This is a genomic window from Rhodobacter capsulatus (genome assembly GCF_052363175.1).
Classification (GTDB): Bacteria; Pseudomonadota; Alphaproteobacteria; order Rhodobacterales; family Rhodobacteraceae; genus Rhodobacter; species Rhodobacter capsulatus_D.
In genome coordinates, this window is record NZ_CP198946.1 from 21,826 (window position 1) to 39,008 (window position 17,183).

Here is a 17,183-nt window from a genome sequence, read left to right on the forward strand (position 1 = left end):
GGTGTCCGATCGAAAAAGGGCGCCGCGGCGCTCTTTGGAAGGGGGGCGGCCCTTGCGGCCGCCCCGGTTCATGTCAGCTCAGATCAGTTGCACGGCGCCGGGCCGGCGGTCACGCCCTGGCACAGCTCGTCCTTGGTGATCCAGCCAGCATCAACCACGGTGGACAGGTTGTCCTTGGTGATCGGCATCGGGGTCAGGAACTTGGCGGTCATCTTGGTCCCCGCGGGCGAGGTCCATTCCGTAGCGCCATCGACCGACTTCATGTCACCGCCCTTGGCCAGAGCCACGGCGATTTCGGCCGCATTCTTGCCAAGCTCGCGCGCGTCTTTCCAGACCGAGACGGTCTGCGTGCCGAGCGCCACACGGTTCAGCGCGGCATGGTCACCATCCTGACCCGAGACCGGAACCACCAGGCCCTGCGCCGAGAGCGCGGCAACGGCGCCACCGGCGGTGCCGTCGTTCGAGGCCACGACCGCATCGACCTTGTTGTCGTTCGCGGTCAGGATCTGTTCCATGTTGCGCTGCGCGTTCGCGGGCAGCCAGCCGTCGGTATAGGCTTCGCCGACGATCTTGATATCGCCCTTGTCGATCGCGGCTTGCAGGACCTCTTGCTGACCGCCCCGCAGGAAGTCGGCGTTCGGGTCGGTCGGCGAGCCCTTGATCATCACGTAATTGCCCTTCGGCGCCGCAGCCAGAACGGCCCGTGCCTGCATCCGGCCCACTTCGGCGTTGTCGAAGGTCAGGTAGAAGGCGCGCGGATCCTCGATCAGGCGGTCATAGGCGATGACCGGAATGCCCTCGTCGGCAGCGGCCTGAACGGCGGGGCCGATCGCCTCGGTGTCCTGCGCCAGCACGATCAGCGCGTTCACGCCCTGCGCCATCAGCGATTCGATGTCCGACAGCTGCTTGGCCGAAGACGATTGCGCATCGGCGGACACATATTTCGCACCGGCAGCTTCCAGCGCAGCCTTGATCGCGGCCTCATCGGTCTTCCAGCGCTCCTCCTGGAAGTTCGACCAGGACACGCCCACGGTCATTTCGGCAAAAGCCGTGGTGGCAAGGCCGGCCGTCAGCGCGACGGCGGCGAAAAGGGTTTTATACATGTTCTCCTCCCGAGATTTGGCCCGACGGGCCGCCCGACAGATTCGCCGGGATGGCAAGAGGATGAGTCTAATAATTTTAGTTGTCAAAATAAAAATGGGGCGCAAGAATGAAGATGACCAACAAAACGGCAAGAAAACGCTGCATTGCGGCAATTAAGGTCACCGCAACGCGTTGAAGCCACGTCGTTTTGTTAATTCATTGAACGAAAGATGCCGCGATGAAGAAGATCTCTCAGATCGGAAAGGCTTCTCTCGGCTGCGGCCCTCTGATTCAGCCCTTGTCGGAAACCGCACGCCCGCTGCGTCAGCAGATCTTCGAGCGTGTGCGCGCCGCCGGACAGATCGCCCGGGTGCAGCTGGCGAAAGAGCTTTGCATCAGCCCCGCCTCCGTCACCACGATCACCTCGGAACTGATCGAAACCGGGCTGCTTGAAGAAGTGCAGACGACCCGTGACGGCGAAGGCGGCCGCGGTCGCCCGGCGGTGGCCCTGCGGGTCCGCCCGAACACCCGGCATGTCGTCGGCATCAAGCTTTCCGACCGCGAACACACGGCGGTTCTGGTCGATTTCGCCGGGAATCTGATCGCGGGCGAGGCGATCCCGCGCAGCCCCGGGGCGATGGGGATCGACGGTATCCTCGAAGCGGCCGAGCGGCTTTTGCACCGCGTCTGCGCCAAGGGCGGCATCGATCGTGATGCGATTCTTGCGCTTGGCCTTGGCGTTCCGGGCTTCGTCGATTCCGAAGCGGGCGTGGTGCATTGGTCGCCCGTCCTGTCCGACCGTCACGTCAGCTTGCAGACGGCATTGCGCGACAAGCTGGGCCTGACCGTCTTCATCGACAACGACGCCAATCTGGTGACCTTGGCCGAGCTTTGGTTCGGCGCGGGGCGCAAGCTCTCAGACTTTGCGGTCGTCACCATCGAACACGGTCTGGGCATGGGCTTTGTGATCAACCACCGCATCTATCGCGGCTCGCGCGGCATGGGGATGGAGCTGGGCCACACCAAGGTGCAGCTTGATGGTGCGCTCTGCCGCTGCGGCCAGCGCGGCTGTCTGGAGGCCTATGTCGCCGACTATGCGCTGGTGCGCGAAGCAAGGACGGCGCTGAACCTGCCGCTTGGCGACACGCAGCCGGTGGGGGTTATGCTCGAAAGCCTCTTCGATCATGCCAAGGCGGGCAATGCTGCCGCACGGTCGATCTTTCGGCGCGCCGGGCGCTATCTGGCGGTGGGGCTGTCGAACATCGTCAACCTGTTCGATCCTGCACTGATCATCCTCTCGGGTGAACGGATGCGCTATGACTATCTCTACGCCAGCGAAACTCTGGCCGAGATGCGCGAATTGATGCTGGACACCGGCCGCGACGGACCCCGGATCGAGACGCATGCCTGGGGCGATCTGCTTTGGGCACATGGGGCGGCAGCGCTGGCGTTGCATGAACTGACCGAGCAACTGCTGGGTTCAACTCGGGATCTGGCAGCGCAATAAAGCGCCACCAGATTGTTATTCGGCTGAAACAGAGCCTGTTTCAGCGGTTCTCCGACGACCTTGCCCAAAGGTTGATCGCTTCATCCTGCGCATGGGTGTCGATTTCAGCCAGTTCCGCAGAGCTGAAGCTCAGATTGCCCAGCGCAGCCACACAATCAACCACCTGTTCCGGTTTCGACGCGCCGATCAGCGCCGAGGTAATGCCATCGCGCAGCACCCAGGCCACGGCCATCTGCGCCAGCGTTTGCCCGCGCCGCTCGGCAATCGCGTTCAGCGCGCGGATCTTGTCGAGCGCCTGCGGCGTCAACGTGCCGGGATCAAGCGACTTGCCCTGTCCCGCGCGTGCCCCTTCGGGAATGCCCTTGAGGTATTTCGAGCTCAGCAGACCCTGTGCCAGCGGCGTGAAGGCGATCGAGCCGACGCCCAGATCGGCAAGCGTCTCGACCAGACCATCGCGCTCGATCCAGCGGTTGAGCATGTTGTAGCTCGGCTGATGGATCAGCAGCGGCACGCCCATCGACCGCAGGATCGACGCGGCCTCGCGGGTGCGCTCGGAATTGTAGGAGGAAATACCGACATAAAGCGCTTTGCCCGAGCGCCAGATCTGCTCGAGCGCGCCCATGGTTTCCTCGAGCGGGGTCTCGGGGTCGAAGCGGTGCGAATAGAAGATGTCGACGTAGTCGAGCCCCATCCGCTTCAGAGACTGATCGCACGACGCGATCAGATATTTCCGGCTACCCCATTCGCCATAAGGCCCGGGCCACATGTCATAGCCCGCCTTCGAGGAAATGATCAGCTCGTCCCGCAGCCCGGCAAAATCGGTTTTCAGAATCTGGCCGAAGGCCTCCTCGGCCGAGCCGGGCGGCGGGCCATAGTTGTTCGCCAGATCGAAATGGGTGATGCCCAGATCAAAGGCGGTCCGGCAGATCGCCTGCTTCACCGAATGCGGCGTGTCGTGGCCGAAGTTGTGCCACAGGCCCAGCGAGATCGCGGGCAGTTTTAGGCCGGAAGCCCCGCATTTGCGGTAAATCATTCGGGAATAGCGGTTTTCAGCGGGGGTATAGGTCATCGTGTCCTCCAGACTGCGTCAGAAGACCACAGCCCGGATCGCGGCGCAAGTTGTGCCCGGCCCGGCAATCGGCGATGGTAAAGCCGGAGGCACCATGCGGTTCATCTTCGGCTTGCGGGACAGGCTGTCCCAGACCAACATCTTCCTGATCTCGGCCGGGGTGGCGTTCTATGCCATGCTGGCGGTGTTTCCGGGCCTGACCGCGACGATCTCGATCTGGAGCACGGTCGCCGATCCGGTGGTGATCCGCACCTATCTGGAGGTGGCGCAGAATTTCATCCCGCCCGAGGCCTATGCGATCCTGGATGCGCAGGTCAGCATGCTGCTGGCCGGGCCGCGCGGGGTGATCGGCTGGGGAACGCTGGTGTCGGTGCTTTTCGCGCTCTTTTCGGCGCGCGCCGGGGTCGATGCGCTGGTGCAGGGTCTGAACGTGATCCACGGATCGGTGCCGCGCAACACGATCTTCGGCTTCATTTTCGGCTATCTGATGACGGCGGCACTGGTCGGCGTGATGCTGGCGGCCATGGCCACAATCGTCGCGATTCCGATCGTGGCGAATTTCCTGCCCTTCCATGCGGTGACGACGGTGCTGCTCTCGGGCCTGCCCTGGATCGCGATGGTGCTGTTGATGCTGACGGTGCTGGGCGTGCTCTACCGCTTCGCCCCCTATCGCCCGGTGCGCCGCGATCCGATCTTTTCGCTTGGCGCGGTGGTGGCGACGGTGGTCTGGGGTGGGGCCTCGATCGGCCTCACCACCTATCTTGCGAATTTCGGCACCTACAACAAGGTCTATGGCTCGTTGGGGGCCGTGATCGCGCTTCTGATGTGGCTCTATCTTGGCGCCTTTTCGGTCTTGTTCGGCGCTGCCTTGAACGCCGAACTGGCCGACAGGCACCGGGCTCAGAAGAACGCCTGAAGCCCGGTCACCGCCCGCCCGAGGATCAGCGCATGCACATCATGCGTGCCTTCGTAGGTGTTCACCGTTTCGAGGTTCACCATGTGGCGGATCACCTGGAACGACTCGGAGATGCCATTGCCGCCGTGCATGTCGCGGGCATGGCGAGCCGCTTCCAGCGCCTTGCCGCAGTTGTTGCGCTTGATCAGCGAAATCATCTCGGGCGCGGCATTGGCGTCATCCATCAGCCGACCGACCTGCAGACAGGCCTGCAGACCCAACGTGATATCAGTCAGCATGTTGGCCAGTTTCAGCTGATAAAGCTGCGTCTGCGCCAGCGGCTTGTTGAACTGCTTGCGATCAAGCCCGTATTGCCGCGCCGCGTGGAAGCAGAACTCGGCCGCGCCCATCACGCCCCAGGCAATGCCGTACCGCGCCCGGTTCAGACAGCCAAACGGCCCTTTCAGCCCCTCGACACCCGGCAAAAGCGCGTCTTCGCCAACTTCCACACCGTCCATCACGATTTCGCCGGTGATCGAAGCCCGCAGGGAAAGCTTGCCCGCGATCTTAGGCGCCGAAAGCCCTTTCAGACCCTTTTCCAGCACAAACCCCTTGATCTTGCCGCCATGCGCCTCGGATTTCGCCCAGACCACGAAGACATCCGCGATCGGCGCGTTCGAGATCCACATCTTCGAGCCGGTCAGCACATAGCCATTGGCCGTCTTCTTCGCGACGGTCTTCAGGCTGGCCGGGTCCGACCCGGCGTCAGGCTCGGTCAGACCGAAACAGCCGATCCATTCACCCGAAGCAAGCTTCGGCAGATATTTCCGCCGCTGCTCCTCGGTGCCATAGGCATAGATCGGATACATGACGAGCGACGATTGCACCGACATCATCGAGCGATAGCCGCTGTCGACCCGCTCGATTTCCCGCGCCACCAGACCATAGGCCACATAAGAGGCGCCAAGCCCGCCGTATTCCTCGGGGATGGTCACGCCCAGAAGGCCCATCTCGCCCATCTCGCGGAAGATCGCGGGATCGGTTTCTTCCTCGGCAAAGGCGCGGATCACCCGCGGTTGCAGCTTTTCCTGCGCATAGGCCCGGGCCGCATCGCGCAGCATCCGTTCCTCTTCGGTCAACTGGCCGTTCAGGCGCAGCGGGTCATCCCAGTCGAACCGGGCAAGATCGGGGGCATCCTTGGGTTTCAGAGCCATCTGGTCCTCCATGCGTTCGATGCTTTATGCGCGAGGAAAATACGCTAATCTACCGCTATTCCGGCTTATGTCAATGCACGGAGCACATACATGACCCTGCCCAGACGCTACATTCCCTCGGTCTCGCTGCTCGCCGCCTTCGAGGCGGTTTGTCGGCTTGGCTCGACCGCCGCCGCCGCGCGGGAGTTGTCGCTGACGCAAGGGGCGGTCAGCCGGCTGGTGCAGAACCTTGAAGGGCAGTTGGGCGTGCAACTCTTTCGGCGCGAGGGGGCGGCGACTGATGCCGACCGAGGCCGCGCAGGCCTATGCCCGCGACGTGCGCAAGGCGCTCGAACTGATCGCGCGGGCCTCGCTGGGCTTGCGCGCCAATCCGGGCGGTGGGGTGCTGAACCTTGCCATTCTGCCGACCTTCGGCACGCGCTGGCTGGCGCCGCGGCTGGCAAGCTTTCTGGCGGAAAACCCCGGGGTTACGCTGAACCTTGGCACGCGGCTGCGCCCCTTCGATTTCGCGACCGAGACCTTTGACGCCGCGATCCATTTCGGCGTGCGGCACTGGCCCGATGCCGAGCACATGCTGCTGTTCGAGGAACGCATCATCGCCGCCTGTTCTGAAGATTTCGCCCGTGCCCATCCGATGCGAAGCCCCGAAGATCTGCTGGACCAGTCTCTGTTACAGCTGGAATCGCGTCCGAATGCCTGGACGGCCTGGTTCGCGCATCACGGGCTGCAGGCGCCCGCCACGCGCGGGATCATGTTCGACCAATTCGCCCCGATGATGCAGGCCGCGGCGCATGGTGTCGGCATCGCGCTTCTGCCCGAGTTTCTGGCGCTGCCCGAAATCGCCGAGGAGCGGTTGATCCGCACCCCGGGCGAGCCGGTTTCGGGCGTTGGCGCCTATTATCTGGTCTGGCCGGAGGGCGTCACGCCCTCGCCCGCGCTCGTGGCGTTCCGCGACTGGATCGCCCGCACCGCGGCTCAATAGTCCTTTTCGTAAAAGACCCCAAGCGAGCTGTCCCCCGCCGAGCCGACCGAGGCCTTGGCGGTAATCTGCTTGGTGATATCGAGGTTCAGCGTCACCTCGGCCTGACCGGAGCTGTCCACCGATACGTCGGAATAGACGTTCTTTGCCAGATACTTGCCCGCCTTGACCGTGGCATTGCCGCTATCGTCGGTGCCGACATCCAGATCATCAAGACCAAAGCCCTGCCGCAGCTTCGAGACGATCCCATCGCCGCCCTTGCCCGCCAGCGTCGCCACTGCCGACGCGAGCTGCGCCGCCTGCAGGGGCGAGAGGTTCGTCAGCCCCTTGTCGAACAGAAGCCGCGCCAGAACCTCTTCCTCGGGCAACTCGGGCGAGGAGGTGATGGTGAGCATCGGCTCGGTCGCCTCCCCCTCCAGCGTCAGGCTGATGTCGAGATCGTCTTGCGAGGTCGTCGCCTTGAACATCACCCAGGGCACCAGCGCGCCTTGCAGCGCAACTTGGCCATCGGTCAGATCGAAGCGCTTGCCCAGCACGTCGAGCCGACCCCGGATCAGGCTGAACTGACCGACCGGAACGATGTTGGCGGTGGTGCCGGTGACGCGCAGCTGCCCGCCCAGCTCGGCATCGAGCCCGCGACCACGGACGAAAATCTGCTGCGGCGCCGAGACCGTCACATCAAGCCCGATCGCGCTGCTGCCACTTTTCGCCGCCTTGGCCGTCTCGATCAGCCCGGCCCGCACACGGGTCTGATGCACCTTGGCAGGCTCGCCCCGATGGGTGATCGCGGGAATCGACCCGGCCCCGCCAAGACCGCCAGCCGGAATCCGTAGCTCGGTGTCCTCAAGCGTCAGAGCCCCGCCAATCCGCAAGGCGCCGGTCAGCCCGCCGTTGATCGCCAGCTTGCCGCTGACGCGCGTGTCGTAAAGCTCGGGGTCGCGCAGACGGGCGCGGTCCAACACCAGCGCCAGTTTCGCCGGGAAAGGCCCGGTCAGCCCGACCGGCCCAGAAAGATCCAGCGTGCCGCCACCCTCGAAACTCGCCTGACCCGAGAGCTGCGCCGTGCCATTCGCCAGTTTCGCCCGCAGATCGACATTGCTCAGCGCCTGGCCCAAGGTGGGCGCGGCAAGGCGCAGGTTCGAGCCCATGATCTGCCCGGACAGCGCCGAAAGCCCCGGCGCCCCCTTAAGCGCCAGATCGAAGGTCAGCGGGCCGCGGATCGATTGCGGCTCGAGGAAACTGTTCGCAAGCGCCGTCTCGGCCCGGCCGGAAATCGCCAGATCGACTGTCGAGGCATCGGCGGCCACTGTTCCCTTGACCGTCGCCTGCGTGCCGCCCGGCCCGGTGCCGCGCAGATCCAGCGCGTAGCGGCTGCCCTGATCGGTCAGACTGCCCGACACCGCGAGCGGCCCCGGGAAACCGGGCGCCAGAAGGGCGACGTTCGAGAGTTTGGTGGACAGATCGAAAACCTTCGGCGCATCCTTGCGCGGCTTCGCCGAGGCGGAAAGCTGCGGCGTCGACAGGGTCAGATCGGCCAGATGGAAGGTGCCGTTCGCTTGCCGCAGCGTGAGCGCAAACTGGCTCTGTCCCGCCAGAATCCGGTTCAGATCGGCCTGCGGCAGGGCCATGTTCTTGCCCGTGCCACTGGCCGAAAGCACCCGCGCATTCAGCGGCCCGGTCAGCTTCGCATCAAAGCCAACGGCGCCGCCATAGCCCGCGCCAAGACGCCCGAGATTTTGCGCCTCGAGCCGGGCCGAGAGCGTGCTTTCAGCACTGTTGAGAATCCCAGACGCCCGCAGCGATGCCCCGCCCGCATCGGCGGAAAGGTCGCGCAGGGTGAACCCCGTGTCGTCGCGCTTGGCCGACAGATTGATCTGCGCCTGCCCGGCCAAGAGCGCATCGGCCTGCGCCTGATCAAGATGCAGATCGGTGGCATCGACCTTGGCCGCCGCATCGAAAGCCCCGCTCGACAGCACGTAGGTTCCGTCAAGATCGGCCGAAACAGAGCCTGAAAGCGCCCGGCCCGCCAATGCGGAAAGGCTCGCCAACTTGCGGTGGTCAGCCTCGAAATGGCCTGAAACCGCCAGATCATCGCCCAGCGCAAAGCGGCCGCGCGTGGTGAAGTCGCGCGTGCCGAGGGTCAGGTTCGGCACCGTCAGCTTGTGCCCCTTTTGCCAGAAGAACTGCAGCTTGCCGGAGGCAAAGGGGCCCAGCGCCTCGGCCAGCGCCTTGTCGGAAGGCGCAAGCCCCGTCGCGATCAGGTTCAGCGCCCCACCGACCGTCTGCGGCCCGATCCGGCCAGAGCCCGACAGACTGAGCCGGTCGAGCGTGTCGGCCTCGCGGGTCAGACCAGACAGATCGGCGACAAGGCTCCAGCCCTCGCTCGTCGCGCGGTCGTAGCCAAGCTTCAGCTGCCCGCTGCGCAGGCTGACCGGCGCGCCGGAGAGCGGCAGAATCACCGGCTCGCCACTCTCCAACCCGAGCTTCGCAGACAGATCGAAGCGATCCGGCAGACCATCGGGGCGCAGGTCAAGCCCGCCCGAAAGGCTGACCGCCTGCCCTTGCAGATCAAGCTTGCTCAGCCGCAACATCCCCGTTGCGCTGCGCGCGCCCGCCAGATCAAGCCGCGCCTCGGGACCGAAGAAGGGGCGATATTCGGGCGGCAGCAGATCGGCGACATCGCCGCCAAGGCTCGCCTCGAAGCCCTGCGTGCCGTCCTTGCCCTTCAGCGCCACCGTGCCGGTGATCCGCGACACCCCGGCCGTGCCCAGAAGCACATCGGCCTTGAAATCATCGATCGAACCCAGCCCGCTCATCGACAGCGTCAGCGAAGGCCGCCCCGGCAGGCCGATCAGACCCGAGGCAATGCCGTCCTGCGCCTCGGTCACGAGCAGATCCAGAAGCAGCGCACCGCTGTCTTCGGCGTAACTCGCCTTCAACGCCAGCCGCCCCTTCGGTCCATCGGTGCGGGTCGCCGTGAGGTCGGTTTCGCCATCGCCCCCCGAAAGCCGCAGCGAGCCGCTCAGCTGAAACTCGGCCGCCTGCCCCAGAACGGGCGCCCCCAGAACCACCTTTTCCGCCTTTACAGAGCCGATATCGACCGAGACCGGCAGCTTCGGCAATGAGAAGGGTTTCGCCTCGGGCGCGGTTTCCTGCGGTGGGCTGACGGGCAGGCGCGGCAGGTCGATCTCGGCCGCCGAAAGCTCCTCGACCGAAACCCTGCCCAAAAGCAGCGCCGAGCGATCCCAGCTCATCGCGCCATTGTGCAGGGTCAGCCAGACGCCCTGGTCATCGGCGATCGTCAGCGTGTCGAAACTGGCGCGCGAAGACAGCGCACCCTTGAAACCCTCAAGCCGGATCTCGCGCCCGGCTCCGGAGAGGTTATCCTCGATCAGCCCGGTCAGATAGGAGCGGTCACGTTCGGTCTGGGCTTGATCGGCCTCCTGCGCCAAGGCGGGAAGTGGAAGCAGGACCAGGGGAAGAAGCAACCACCGCATCAGAACGCCTGCCCTATGCCAAGGTAAAGCTGCGGGCCATCGCCCGTGTCGCCATCGACGGGGGCGGCGACGTCAAGCCGGATCGGGCCGATCGGCGTCTTGTAACGCAAGCCAAGGCCCGCGCCGGAATGCCAGTCGCCACCGCGACCGAAGAAATCAGACGCGCTGACATAGCCTGCATCATAGAAAGCGACGACGCCGATCTTTTCGGTGACGCCCGCACGAAGCTCGGCCGACAGCCCGACAAAGCGAGTGCCCCCGGTATGCAGCGTGCCCCCCTCCAGCTCGGTCACGCCCAGCGCTTGATAGGGCTGGCCCCGTACGGTGCCGCCGCCGCCCGAATAAAACAGGTAATCGCGTGGTGTTTCGGCCAGGTCAGAGCCGAAAACCCCGCCGATCTGGGCCCGTCCGGCCAGCACGAAGCGGTCATTCGCACCAAAACCGCGATAGGCGCGGAAATCGCCCTGAAGTCGTGCCCCCGAGCCAGTGGTCCCAAGCCCATAGAAGGGCATCAGATCGACCTTGGCATAGCTGCCGCGCGTCGGATCCGTCGGAACATTGCGGTTTTCCCAGGTGGCCGACAGCGGCAAGGTGATCTGGCGATAGATTTCCTCGCCGACGTCATCCTCGATCTTTGCCCATTCATAGCCGATCCCGGCCTCGGCAGAGAGTTTCGCACTGAAGATATGGCTCAGGCCGAAGCTGAGCCCATAGCCGCTCTTGCTGTAATCATCCTCATGCGTACGGGCGAGCTCGGTTTTGAGGTAAGCCGCGGTATCCGGCGAGAAGGTGGCGGGGCGGTCAAGCCTTGCACCGAAGCTGTAATCGGCGCCGCCGGTGCTGGCGCCGATGCCCGAGACCTCGGCATCGAGTCGGAGTTTCTCCCCCCCGCCCATCAGGTCGCGGTGCAGCCAGTACCCCGAAACGGTCGCCCCGTCCGAGGTCGAGACCTCTGCGCCGAACCCGAGCCGCCGCAGTTTGGCCTCGACCACGGTCAGCTCGCCATCGAGAAGCTTGCCGTCGCGCAGCTTCTCTGCCTCGGTCAAGGTCACGGCGCTGAAGATCCCGGTGCGACGCAGGCGGTTGCGAACCTCTTCCAGCGCGGCGGGCGAGAACACCTCGCCCGTGGGATAACCGGCGATCTTCGCCAGACGGGCGGTGCGCAACCGCTCGTTCCCGGTCATGTGCAACGTGCCGAACCAGGTCAGTGGCCCGGGATCGAGCGCGATATCGGCGGCCAGTTCCTGCTTGCGGTGATCGGCGGTTATCGACTGCCGGGCAACCGAGGCCTTGGCATGGCCGGCATCGCGCCAGGCGGAAACGCCGTTCCCGGCCGCTTCGACGATGGTCGAGGACCGGGCCACCTCGGCCAGACGGAAGGTGGCGGGAACCTTCGTCGCCGGACCCAGAGGGCCAATGGTAGCCTGGGAGAACCGGAAGACGGGACCGGGATCGATCTTGATCTCGATCCGGCCGATATGCTCGGGGGCATCCATTGGCGCAATACCCGCCGCCTCGCGCCCGTCGATCAGGATCGAGACCGTGCCGCCATAGCGCCCCTCGTCATAAAGCGCGCTGACAAGCCGGGCGTAATCCGCCCGGGCCGCGCCGAACAGATCCTGCGCATCCGAGTCCTTGTTGCTCGCGGTGCTGCGCGAAAGCGAAGCCTGTTCCAGCGTTTTTGTCAGCCCGGGGTGGGGTTCGGAAAGCTGAAGCTGGAATTGCGTCTCGGCCGACGCCATGGAGGCGCAGGCGGAAATCAGAACGAACAGGCTCGCAGAACGACGCAACGACACTTTCACCCCCGGATCAATTGGGTGAATGATGCAGCTTTGCGGCCGGAATACCAGAGCCGGGATCGGGGATGGGTGCGTTTTCGCCGGTTTCGCGCGCCCTGCGCCTCACTCGCGCAGAAGCGAGCCGAAAATCCGGTCCAGATGGCTCGACAGATAGATGTTGAGCCATTTCGAGAACCGCTCGGGGTGGCGACCAGCCTCGGCCGCAAGGTCGTAAAGCCCGATCCAGCGCACTTCCGAAACCTCGTGCGGATCGGGTTCGATGCGCATATGCGGTTTGGCATAGGCCAGATAGATGTCGACCACCTCGTGCTCGATCATGCCGCCGCCCACATCGGCCCGATATTCGAGCCGGTCGGCATGGGCGGGATAAAGCCCGGTGATCCCCATTTCCTCGCGCAGGCGGCGCACGGCGCATTCCTCGGGGCGTTCATTCCAGCCCGGATGGGTGCAGCAGGTGTTCGCCCAAAGGCCCGGAGAATGGTATTTTTCTTCGGAGCGGCGCTGGATCAGCACATTTTCGCCATCCATGACGAAAACAGACACCGCCTTGTGGCGGAGCCCTTTCAAATGCACCTCCAACTTGTCCACCGGGGTCAGTCTGTCGCCAACCCAGGCGGGTATAAGCTCACTCATGTGACCGACCCGAAAAGCAAAAGCCATCGCATTTTGAAGGCGATGGCTTTCGAAGTCAGCGGGTCACCTTGTCCCTGAGGCAGGTTGACGCGTCAGCAATTTCAACCAAAGGTTGATCAATTCACGATCGCATCGCCTGCTTTTTGCGCTTCGTTCCGACGCGCGAGTTCGGCGCGATAGAGCGCCACAAAGTCGACCGGATCGAGATTGAAGGGCGGGAAACCGCCGTCGCGGGTCACGTCCGAGACGATGCGCCGCACATAGGGGAAAAGCTGACGCGGGCATTCGATCAGCAGGAAGGGGTGCATCTGATCCTCCGGCACGCCCTCGATGTGGAAGATCCCGCCGTAATCGATTTCCAGAAGGTAAAGCGCCGAGTTGGTCGCCTTGTTGGTCGAGGTGATCTTGAACTTGGTGATCACTTCATATTGATGATCGGCCGGGCGCTTGCGGGCGTCGAGGCTGACCTGCACCTGCATTTCCGGCTGCACTTCGGGGCTTTGCAGCCCGTTCAGCGCCACCGCGTTTTCAAAAGACATGTCGCGCACGAACTGCGCGAGAATGCTCATCTTCATCTGCGGCTGAGCCGCTCCGTTCGTGGCTTCGGTCATGGGTCACTCCAAAAATCGTTGCGACTTTCTAGCATCCCGAAGGCCTTGCCTCAATGGCGAGTCCAGCCCGAATTCCCCTTGATCGCAGGGTTTTTCGCGTCGATTTCCTGAAAGTCACCCTCGATGACCTGACCGCCATCCGGCTCGGAACGGGCGGTCTGAGACATGGTGCCGAAGCTTTGAACAACAACCCGTTTCGAGAGCCGGGCAATCAGCAGCGCCCGCACCGGCGGAAGCAGAAGAACAAGACCCAGAAGATCGGTGCAAAACCCCGGCAGGATCAGCAGCCCCCCGGCGACAAGGATCAGCGCCTCCTGTGCCAGCGGCACGGCGGGATTGCCAAACCCTTGCATCGCCTGCCGCAATCCGGCTTGCGCCCGATCCCCCTGCGCACGCAGCACCGCAATGCCCAGCGCCGCCGTCCCCAGAACCAGCCCCAAGGTCGGCCACAGCCCCAACCGCCCGCCGATCTCGACGAAAAGGCCGATCTCGATCAACGGCCATGCGATCAGAAGCATCAGAAACCACATTCTAACCTCCGGAGGGGTGGGACAAGGGCATCGGTGGACTTGAATGCACCGCTCCCTTACATAAGTGGGAGAAGCACAGGTTCCAATCGTCAACATCGCCGCGGAAAAGTCCATGAGCCCAGCCATCTTCCAGTTGATCGTTCTTGCCGCCATCGCGATCTTTCTGATCCTGAAGCTCAAGAGCGTTCTTGGCACCCGCGAGGGCTACGAAGATGACTTCGTGCCGGTGGAACGCCCGAGCCCCCGCACCGTCGAGACCTTCGAGGTGATCGAGGGCGGTCCGGATCACGACATCATCGACCATGTGACCGAAGGCTCGGATGCCGCGGTGGCGCTGGCGCAGATGAAGCGGGTCGAACCCGCCTTTAACGTGGGTGCCTTCCTGCAAGGGTCGAAAGCGGCCTATGAGATGATCCTGATGGCCTTCGAGCGCGGGGATCTGTCCTCGATCCGCCGCTTTCTGGCACCCGAGGTGCTGGAGGCTTTCGAAAGCGCCGTGGCCGACCGGCAGCGGCAGGGCCTGACGGTCGAGGCGGATTTCCTTGGGCTGCGCGAACTGGTGCTGACCGACGCGACTTTCGACGAACGCACCCGCGAGGCCGAGGTGACGGTGCGGTTCGGCGGCGAACTGATCTCGGTCGCCCGCGACGCGAATGGTCAGGTCGTCGAAGGCGATCCGAAGACGCCGCGCAAGCAGCGCGACAGCTGGACCTTTGCCCGCGTCATGGGCAACCCCGATCCGAACTGGCAGCTTGTCGCCACGGGCGGCTGATCGATGCTCTGGCCCGACCTGCCCGGTTGGGCCAACGAGGACCACGTGGCGGCTTGGAACACCTTTGCCACGACCGCCGACCTGATCGGGCTTTCCGGTGCCGATCTGGCAGAGCTGCCGCCCCGCGCGCGATTCGAAACCCTGTTCGAGCCGGTCGAGATCGTGCCCCCGGGCACGGCCCATTTCACCGCCTATTACGAGCCGGAGTTGCCCGCCGCACGCTTTTGCAGCGACCGCTTTCCCGCCCCGCTGCATTGCCCGCCCCCGGAGTTTCAGCCCGGTCAGCTGTGGCACAGCCGGGCCGAGATCGGCCGCGGCACTCTTCTTGCGGGCTGCGAGATCGCCTTTGTCGAAAGCGCAATCGAAGCTTTTCTGGCGCAGGTGCAGGGATCTGTCCGGTTGCGCTTCGAGGATGGCAGCACGCTGCGGCTTGGGTTTGCGGGCAAGAACGGGCATCCCTATCGCTCGATCGGGGCCGAGCTGATCCGGCGCGAAATCGTCTCTGATCCGGCCCAAATGACGCCCGAGGTGATCCGCAGCTGGTGCGCACAAAACCCCGGCTCGGTCGTGGAACTGCTGGAGACGAACCCGTCCTATGTGTTCTTTCGCGTCCTTGATCTGCCCGGGACAAGCGGCCCGCTGGGCGCCACTGGTCGGCCGGTCACGGCGGAACGCTCCTTGGCCGTCGACCCGGAGATGATCCCGCTCGGCACACCGGTCTGGATCGACTGCCCGGGTCTGGGCACGCGATTGTTGGTGGCGCAGGACATCGGTTCGGCGATAAAGGGACCGGGACGCGGGGACATCTTCCTTGGCTCGGGGCCCGAAGCGGGTGTCCGGGCGGGTGCGATGAACGCCCGCGGGCGAATGGTGATGCTGCGGAGGCGGTCATGAAACGGCGTCGGCTGCTGTCTGCAGAGGAACGCGAGCTTTGGGAAAAGGTCGCCTCGACCACCCATGCAATCCACCGTCATGCGCCGATCTCGGCCGAAACAGAGCCTGATCCGACCCATCCCCACCCGCATCATCCACCGAAAAAACCGCGCTTCGAGATGAAGGACTTCCGCGTCGGAGAACAGGCGCCGGACCTCGGATGGCGGCTGGATCTGGCACCCTCGATTTCCGAGCAGCTGCACCGCCAGCCGATCGTGATGGACCGCAAGACCCATCGCGAGATGAGCCGCGGCAAGCTCGACCCCGAGGCGAAGATCGACCTGCACGGAATGACGCTGTCGCAGGCGCATCCCGAGCTGATCCATTTTCTGCTCTCGGCGCAGGAGCGCGGGTGTCGCCTTGCGCTCGTCATCACCGGCAAGGGCAAACGCGGCCTTGATGACGGGCCGATCCCGCAACGCCAAGGCGTGCTGCGCCATCAGGTGCCGCAATGGCTGCGCCTGCCGCCCTTGGGCGCCGTGGTGATGCAGGTGACCGAGGCGCATCTGAAACATGGCGGCTCGGGCGCTTATTACGTCTATCTGCGGCGGATGCGTTAATTCGCACTGCCCAACGCGGTGATTGGCGACAGCACGATGCGCGTCGCATTCTGCACCGACAGCACCACCCCCGCCGCAAGATTGCGCTTGCCGGTCTGATCGCCTTCCAGGATCTTCACGACCTGCCCGGTCTGGCCCAGAAGCCGGATCAGCGCCGGGTTGTTCGCCACGTTGAAATGGCCATCCGCAGTCGAAAAAGCCCCGGTATCGATCATCGTCACCTTCAGATCGGCCACCCGCTGCAGATCCTGCAGCGTGCCCAGCCGGTCAGGCTCCCCCGCGATCTTCGACGACAGCCGCAAGGCCTTGTCTTTCTTCGAGGTGAAGATGACGAAGGGCTGCGGCAGCTTGCCGATGGTGCGGGCCTGCTCGCGGAACATGTCGACATCGATGTCGGGGGAAATCAGGATCACCCCCTCAAGCTCGGCCAGCGTGGCCCTTTCGCCCGAGAGCGCCATGTCGCGCAGGGTTTCCATGGTGACCGAGGAGCCCATCGAATGCCCGACCAGCAGGATGCGTTTGGCCCCGGCACGGTCCAGTTCCCGCAGCGTCTCGCGCAGGCCGTCGCGGGCGAAAACGGCGGAATCTCGGTCATAGGCATAGCCCAAGAGCTGCCCGCGCGAGGGCCAGGCGTAATAGACCAGCGTCTTCGGCAGGGCGAAATCCTCGCCCATCTGCGCCAGCCGGTACAGCCCCTCGGCAAAGGTGTTGTTGAACCCGTGCACGAAGACCACCGCCTCGCCACCGCTTTCTTTCAGACTGCGGCGCAATTCGGCCTTGAAGGGCTCGGGGCCGGAAAACTTCTGCGAGCCCGCCAGAACGAAGTCTTTCCGCGGATCGACCTTGCGCCCTTTCAGCGGATAGCTGAGCTGCCCCGCGCTGCGATGGGGCGGCACGGAGACATCGAACCGCGCCAGTTGCAGCGTCTCGCTGCGGCTGTAGCCGTATTCCGCCCCGGTTTCGGGATCCAGCCCGCGGGTCGAGCCGACGAAGACCTGCCGGATATGGGCACTTGGCTCGGGCGTATAGGCGATCTCTCCGCGCGGGGCGCAGCTGATCAATACGACGAAGGCGACAAGGATGAGGGAACGGATCTGCATG

15 protein-coding genes and 1 pseudogene are annotated in these 17,183 nt (G+C 64.3%); 7 read left to right on the forward strand and 9 right to left on the reverse strand.

Annotated elements, in window-relative coordinates; genetic code table 11:
- Positions 1 to 83: 83 nt before the first annotated feature.
- Entirely contained in the window at positions 84 to 1,103 is a 1,020-nt protein-coding gene (gene xylF / locus ACTTAI_RS00855; protein ID WP_444453537.1) for a D-xylose ABC transporter substrate-binding protein, read from the reverse strand.
- Between the two features lie 218 nt (positions 1,104 to 1,321).
- Here xylF and ACTTAI_RS00860 point away from each other — a divergent pair, with 218 nt between their 5' ends.
- Positions 1,322 to 2,590, forward strand: coding sequence for an ROK family protein (locus tag ACTTAI_RS00860; RefSeq protein ID WP_444453539.1), 1,269 nt, complete (start codon positions 1,322 to 1,324; stop codon positions 2,588 to 2,590).
- 40 nt (positions 2,591 to 2,630) lie between these two features.
- Here ACTTAI_RS00860 and mgrA read toward each other — a convergent pair whose 3' ends face one another.
- A complete protein-coding gene (mgrA, locus tag ACTTAI_RS00865) occupies positions 2,631 to 3,659 on the reverse strand; it encodes an L-glyceraldehyde 3-phosphate reductase (RefSeq protein ID WP_444453541.1) in 1,029 nt (342 codons plus the stop codon).
- A gap of 94 nt (positions 3,660 to 3,753) precedes the next feature.
- On the opposite strand from mgrA, the gene ACTTAI_RS00870 reads away from it, so the two are divergent.
- Positions 3,754 to 4,575: a YihY/virulence factor BrkB family protein gene (locus ACTTAI_RS00870; RefSeq protein ID WP_444453542.1), complete on the forward strand. Its 822-nt coding sequence runs from the start codon at positions 3,754 to 3,756 to the stop codon at positions 4,573 to 4,575.
- Here ACTTAI_RS00870 and ACTTAI_RS00875 read toward each other — a convergent pair.
- Positions 4,560 to 5,780, reverse strand: a complete 1,221-nt coding sequence (locus ACTTAI_RS00875; RefSeq protein WP_110804512.1) for an acyl-CoA dehydrogenase — start codon at positions 5,778 to 5,780, stop codon at positions 4,560 to 4,562. The two genes, ACTTAI_RS00870 and ACTTAI_RS00875, sit on opposite strands and share 16 nt — an antisense overlap.
- A 78-nt stretch (positions 5,781 to 5,858) precedes the next feature.
- Here ACTTAI_RS00875 and ACTTAI_RS00880 point away from each other — a divergent pair.
- Both ACTTAI_RS00880 and ACTTAI_RS00885 read left to right on the forward strand, forming a co-directional pair.
- Positions 5,859 to 5,978: pseudogene (locus ACTTAI_RS00880) on the forward strand (helix-turn-helix domain-containing protein); the annotation flags it as partial.
- 70 nt (positions 5,979 to 6,048) lie between these two features.
- Positions 6,049 to 6,750, forward strand: coding sequence for a LysR substrate-binding domain-containing protein (locus ACTTAI_RS00885; protein ID WP_444453543.1), 702 nt, complete (start codon positions 6,049 to 6,051; stop codon positions 6,748 to 6,750).
- On the opposite strand, the gene ACTTAI_RS00890 is transcribed toward ACTTAI_RS00885, so the two are convergent.
- From ACTTAI_RS00890 to ACTTAI_RS00910, 5 genes are all read right to left on the reverse strand, one after another.
- Positions 6,744 to 10,235 carry a translocation/assembly module TamB domain-containing protein gene (locus tag ACTTAI_RS00890; protein WP_444453545.1) on the reverse strand — a complete coding sequence of 1,164 codons (3,492 nt, stop codon included), beginning with the start codon at positions 10,233 to 10,235 and terminating at the stop codon, positions 6,744 to 6,746. The two genes, ACTTAI_RS00885 and ACTTAI_RS00890, sit on opposite strands and share 7 nt — an antisense overlap.
- An 8-nt stretch (positions 10,236 to 10,243) precedes the next feature.
- Positions 10,244 to 12,040, reverse strand: coding sequence for an autotransporter assembly complex protein TamA (locus tag ACTTAI_RS00895; RefSeq protein WP_444453546.1), 1,797 nt, complete (start codon positions 12,038 to 12,040; stop codon positions 10,244 to 10,246).
- A 105-nt stretch (positions 12,041 to 12,145) separates the two neighbouring features.
- Positions 12,146 to 12,676 carry an isopentenyl-diphosphate Delta-isomerase gene (locus tag ACTTAI_RS00900; RefSeq protein WP_444453548.1) on the reverse strand — a complete coding sequence of 177 codons (531 nt, stop codon included), beginning with the start codon at positions 12,674 to 12,676 and terminating at the stop codon, positions 12,146 to 12,148.
- Positions 12,677 to 12,792: 116 nt separating this feature from the next.
- Complete coding sequence (gene secB / locus ACTTAI_RS00905) at positions 12,793 to 13,287, reverse strand: protein-export chaperone SecB (RefSeq protein WP_444453549.1); 495 nt, start codon at positions 13,285 to 13,287, stop codon at positions 12,793 to 12,795.
- A gap of 50 nt (positions 13,288 to 13,337) precedes the next feature.
- The gene (locus tag ACTTAI_RS00910) at positions 13,338 to 13,817 is read right to left on the reverse strand and encodes an FxsA family protein (protein ID WP_444453551.1); all 480 of its coding nucleotides are present in this window, start codon (positions 13,815 to 13,817) and stop codon (positions 13,338 to 13,340) included.
- A 112-nt stretch (positions 13,818 to 13,929) separates the two neighbouring features.
- Between ACTTAI_RS00910 and ACTTAI_RS00915 the strand changes: the two genes are divergently transcribed.
- Genes ACTTAI_RS00915 through ACTTAI_RS00925 form a run of 3 tightly spaced genes read left to right on the forward strand, consistent with a single transcriptional unit; the run spans position 13,930 to position 16,082 of the window.
- On the forward strand, positions 13,930 to 14,589 hold the full coding sequence (locus ACTTAI_RS00915) for a Tim44/TimA family putative adaptor protein (RefSeq protein ID WP_444453552.1): 660 nt from the start codon (positions 13,930 to 13,932) through the stop codon (positions 14,587 to 14,589).
- A 3-nt stretch (positions 14,590 to 14,592) separates the two neighbouring features.
- On the forward strand, positions 14,593 to 15,483 hold the full coding sequence (gene mltA / locus ACTTAI_RS00920) for a murein transglycosylase A (RefSeq protein WP_444453554.1): 891 nt from the start codon (positions 14,593 to 14,595) through the stop codon (positions 15,481 to 15,483).
- Positions 15,480 to 16,082: a Smr/MutS family protein gene (locus ACTTAI_RS00925; protein ID WP_444453556.1), complete on the forward strand. Its 603-nt coding sequence runs from the start codon at positions 15,480 to 15,482 to the stop codon at positions 16,080 to 16,082. The genes mltA and ACTTAI_RS00925 overlap by 4 nt, the downstream gene beginning before the upstream one ends.
- Here ACTTAI_RS00925 and ACTTAI_RS00930 read toward each other — a convergent pair.
- Positions 16,079 to 17,182: an alpha/beta hydrolase gene (locus ACTTAI_RS00930; protein WP_444453558.1), complete on the reverse strand. Its 1,104-nt coding sequence runs from the start codon at positions 17,180 to 17,182 to the stop codon at positions 16,079 to 16,081. The two genes, ACTTAI_RS00925 and ACTTAI_RS00930, sit on opposite strands and share 4 nt — an antisense overlap.
- Position 17,183: the final 1 nt, after the last annotated feature.

What these genes read in the sequence shown, in the direction of transcription:
- xylF (WP_444453537.1), bottom strand. Translation starts at nt 1,103, where the DNA reads ATGTATAAAACCCTTTTCGCCGCCGTCGCGCTGACGGCCGGCCTTGCC.
- ACTTAI_RS00860 (WP_444453539.1), top strand. Translation starts at nt 1,322, where the DNA reads ATGAAGAAGATCTCTCAGATCGGAAAGGCTTCTCTCGGCTGCGGCCCT.
- mgrA (WP_444453541.1), bottom strand. Translation starts at nt 3,659, where the DNA reads ATGACCTATACCCCCGCTGAAAACCGCTATTCCCGAATGATTTACCGC.
- ACTTAI_RS00870 (WP_444453542.1), top strand. Translation starts at nt 3,754, where the DNA reads ATGCGGTTCATCTTCGGCTTGCGGGACAGGCTGTCCCAGACCAACATC.
- ACTTAI_RS00875 (WP_110804512.1), bottom strand. Translation starts at nt 5,780, where the DNA reads ATGGAGGACCAGATGGCTCTGAAACCCAAGGATGCCCCCGATCTTGCC.
- ACTTAI_RS00885 (WP_444453543.1), top strand. Translation starts at nt 6,049, where the DNA reads ATGCCGACCGAGGCCGCGCAGGCCTATGCCCGCGACGTGCGCAAGGCG.
- ACTTAI_RS00900 (WP_444453548.1), bottom strand. Translation starts at nt 12,676, where the DNA reads ATGAGTGAGCTTATACCCGCCTGGGTTGGCGACAGACTGACCCCGGTG.
- secB (WP_444453549.1), bottom strand. Translation starts at nt 13,287, where the DNA reads ATGACCGAAGCCACGAACGGAGCGGCTCAGCCGCAGATGAAGATGAGC.
- ACTTAI_RS00910 (WP_444453551.1), bottom strand. Translation starts at nt 13,817, where the DNA reads ATGTGGTTTCTGATGCTTCTGATCGCATGGCCGTTGATCGAGATCGGC.
- ACTTAI_RS00915 (WP_444453552.1), top strand. Translation starts at nt 13,930, where the DNA reads ATGAGCCCAGCCATCTTCCAGTTGATCGTTCTTGCCGCCATCGCGATC.
- mltA (WP_444453554.1), top strand. Translation starts at nt 14,593, where the DNA reads ATGCTCTGGCCCGACCTGCCCGGTTGGGCCAACGAGGACCACGTGGCG.
- ACTTAI_RS00925 (WP_444453556.1), top strand. Translation starts at nt 15,480, where the DNA reads ATGAAACGGCGTCGGCTGCTGTCTGCAGAGGAACGCGAGCTTTGGGAA.
- ACTTAI_RS00930 (WP_444453558.1), bottom strand. Translation starts at nt 17,182, where the DNA reads ATGCAGATCCGTTCCCTCATCCTTGTCGCCTTCGTCGTATTGATCAGC.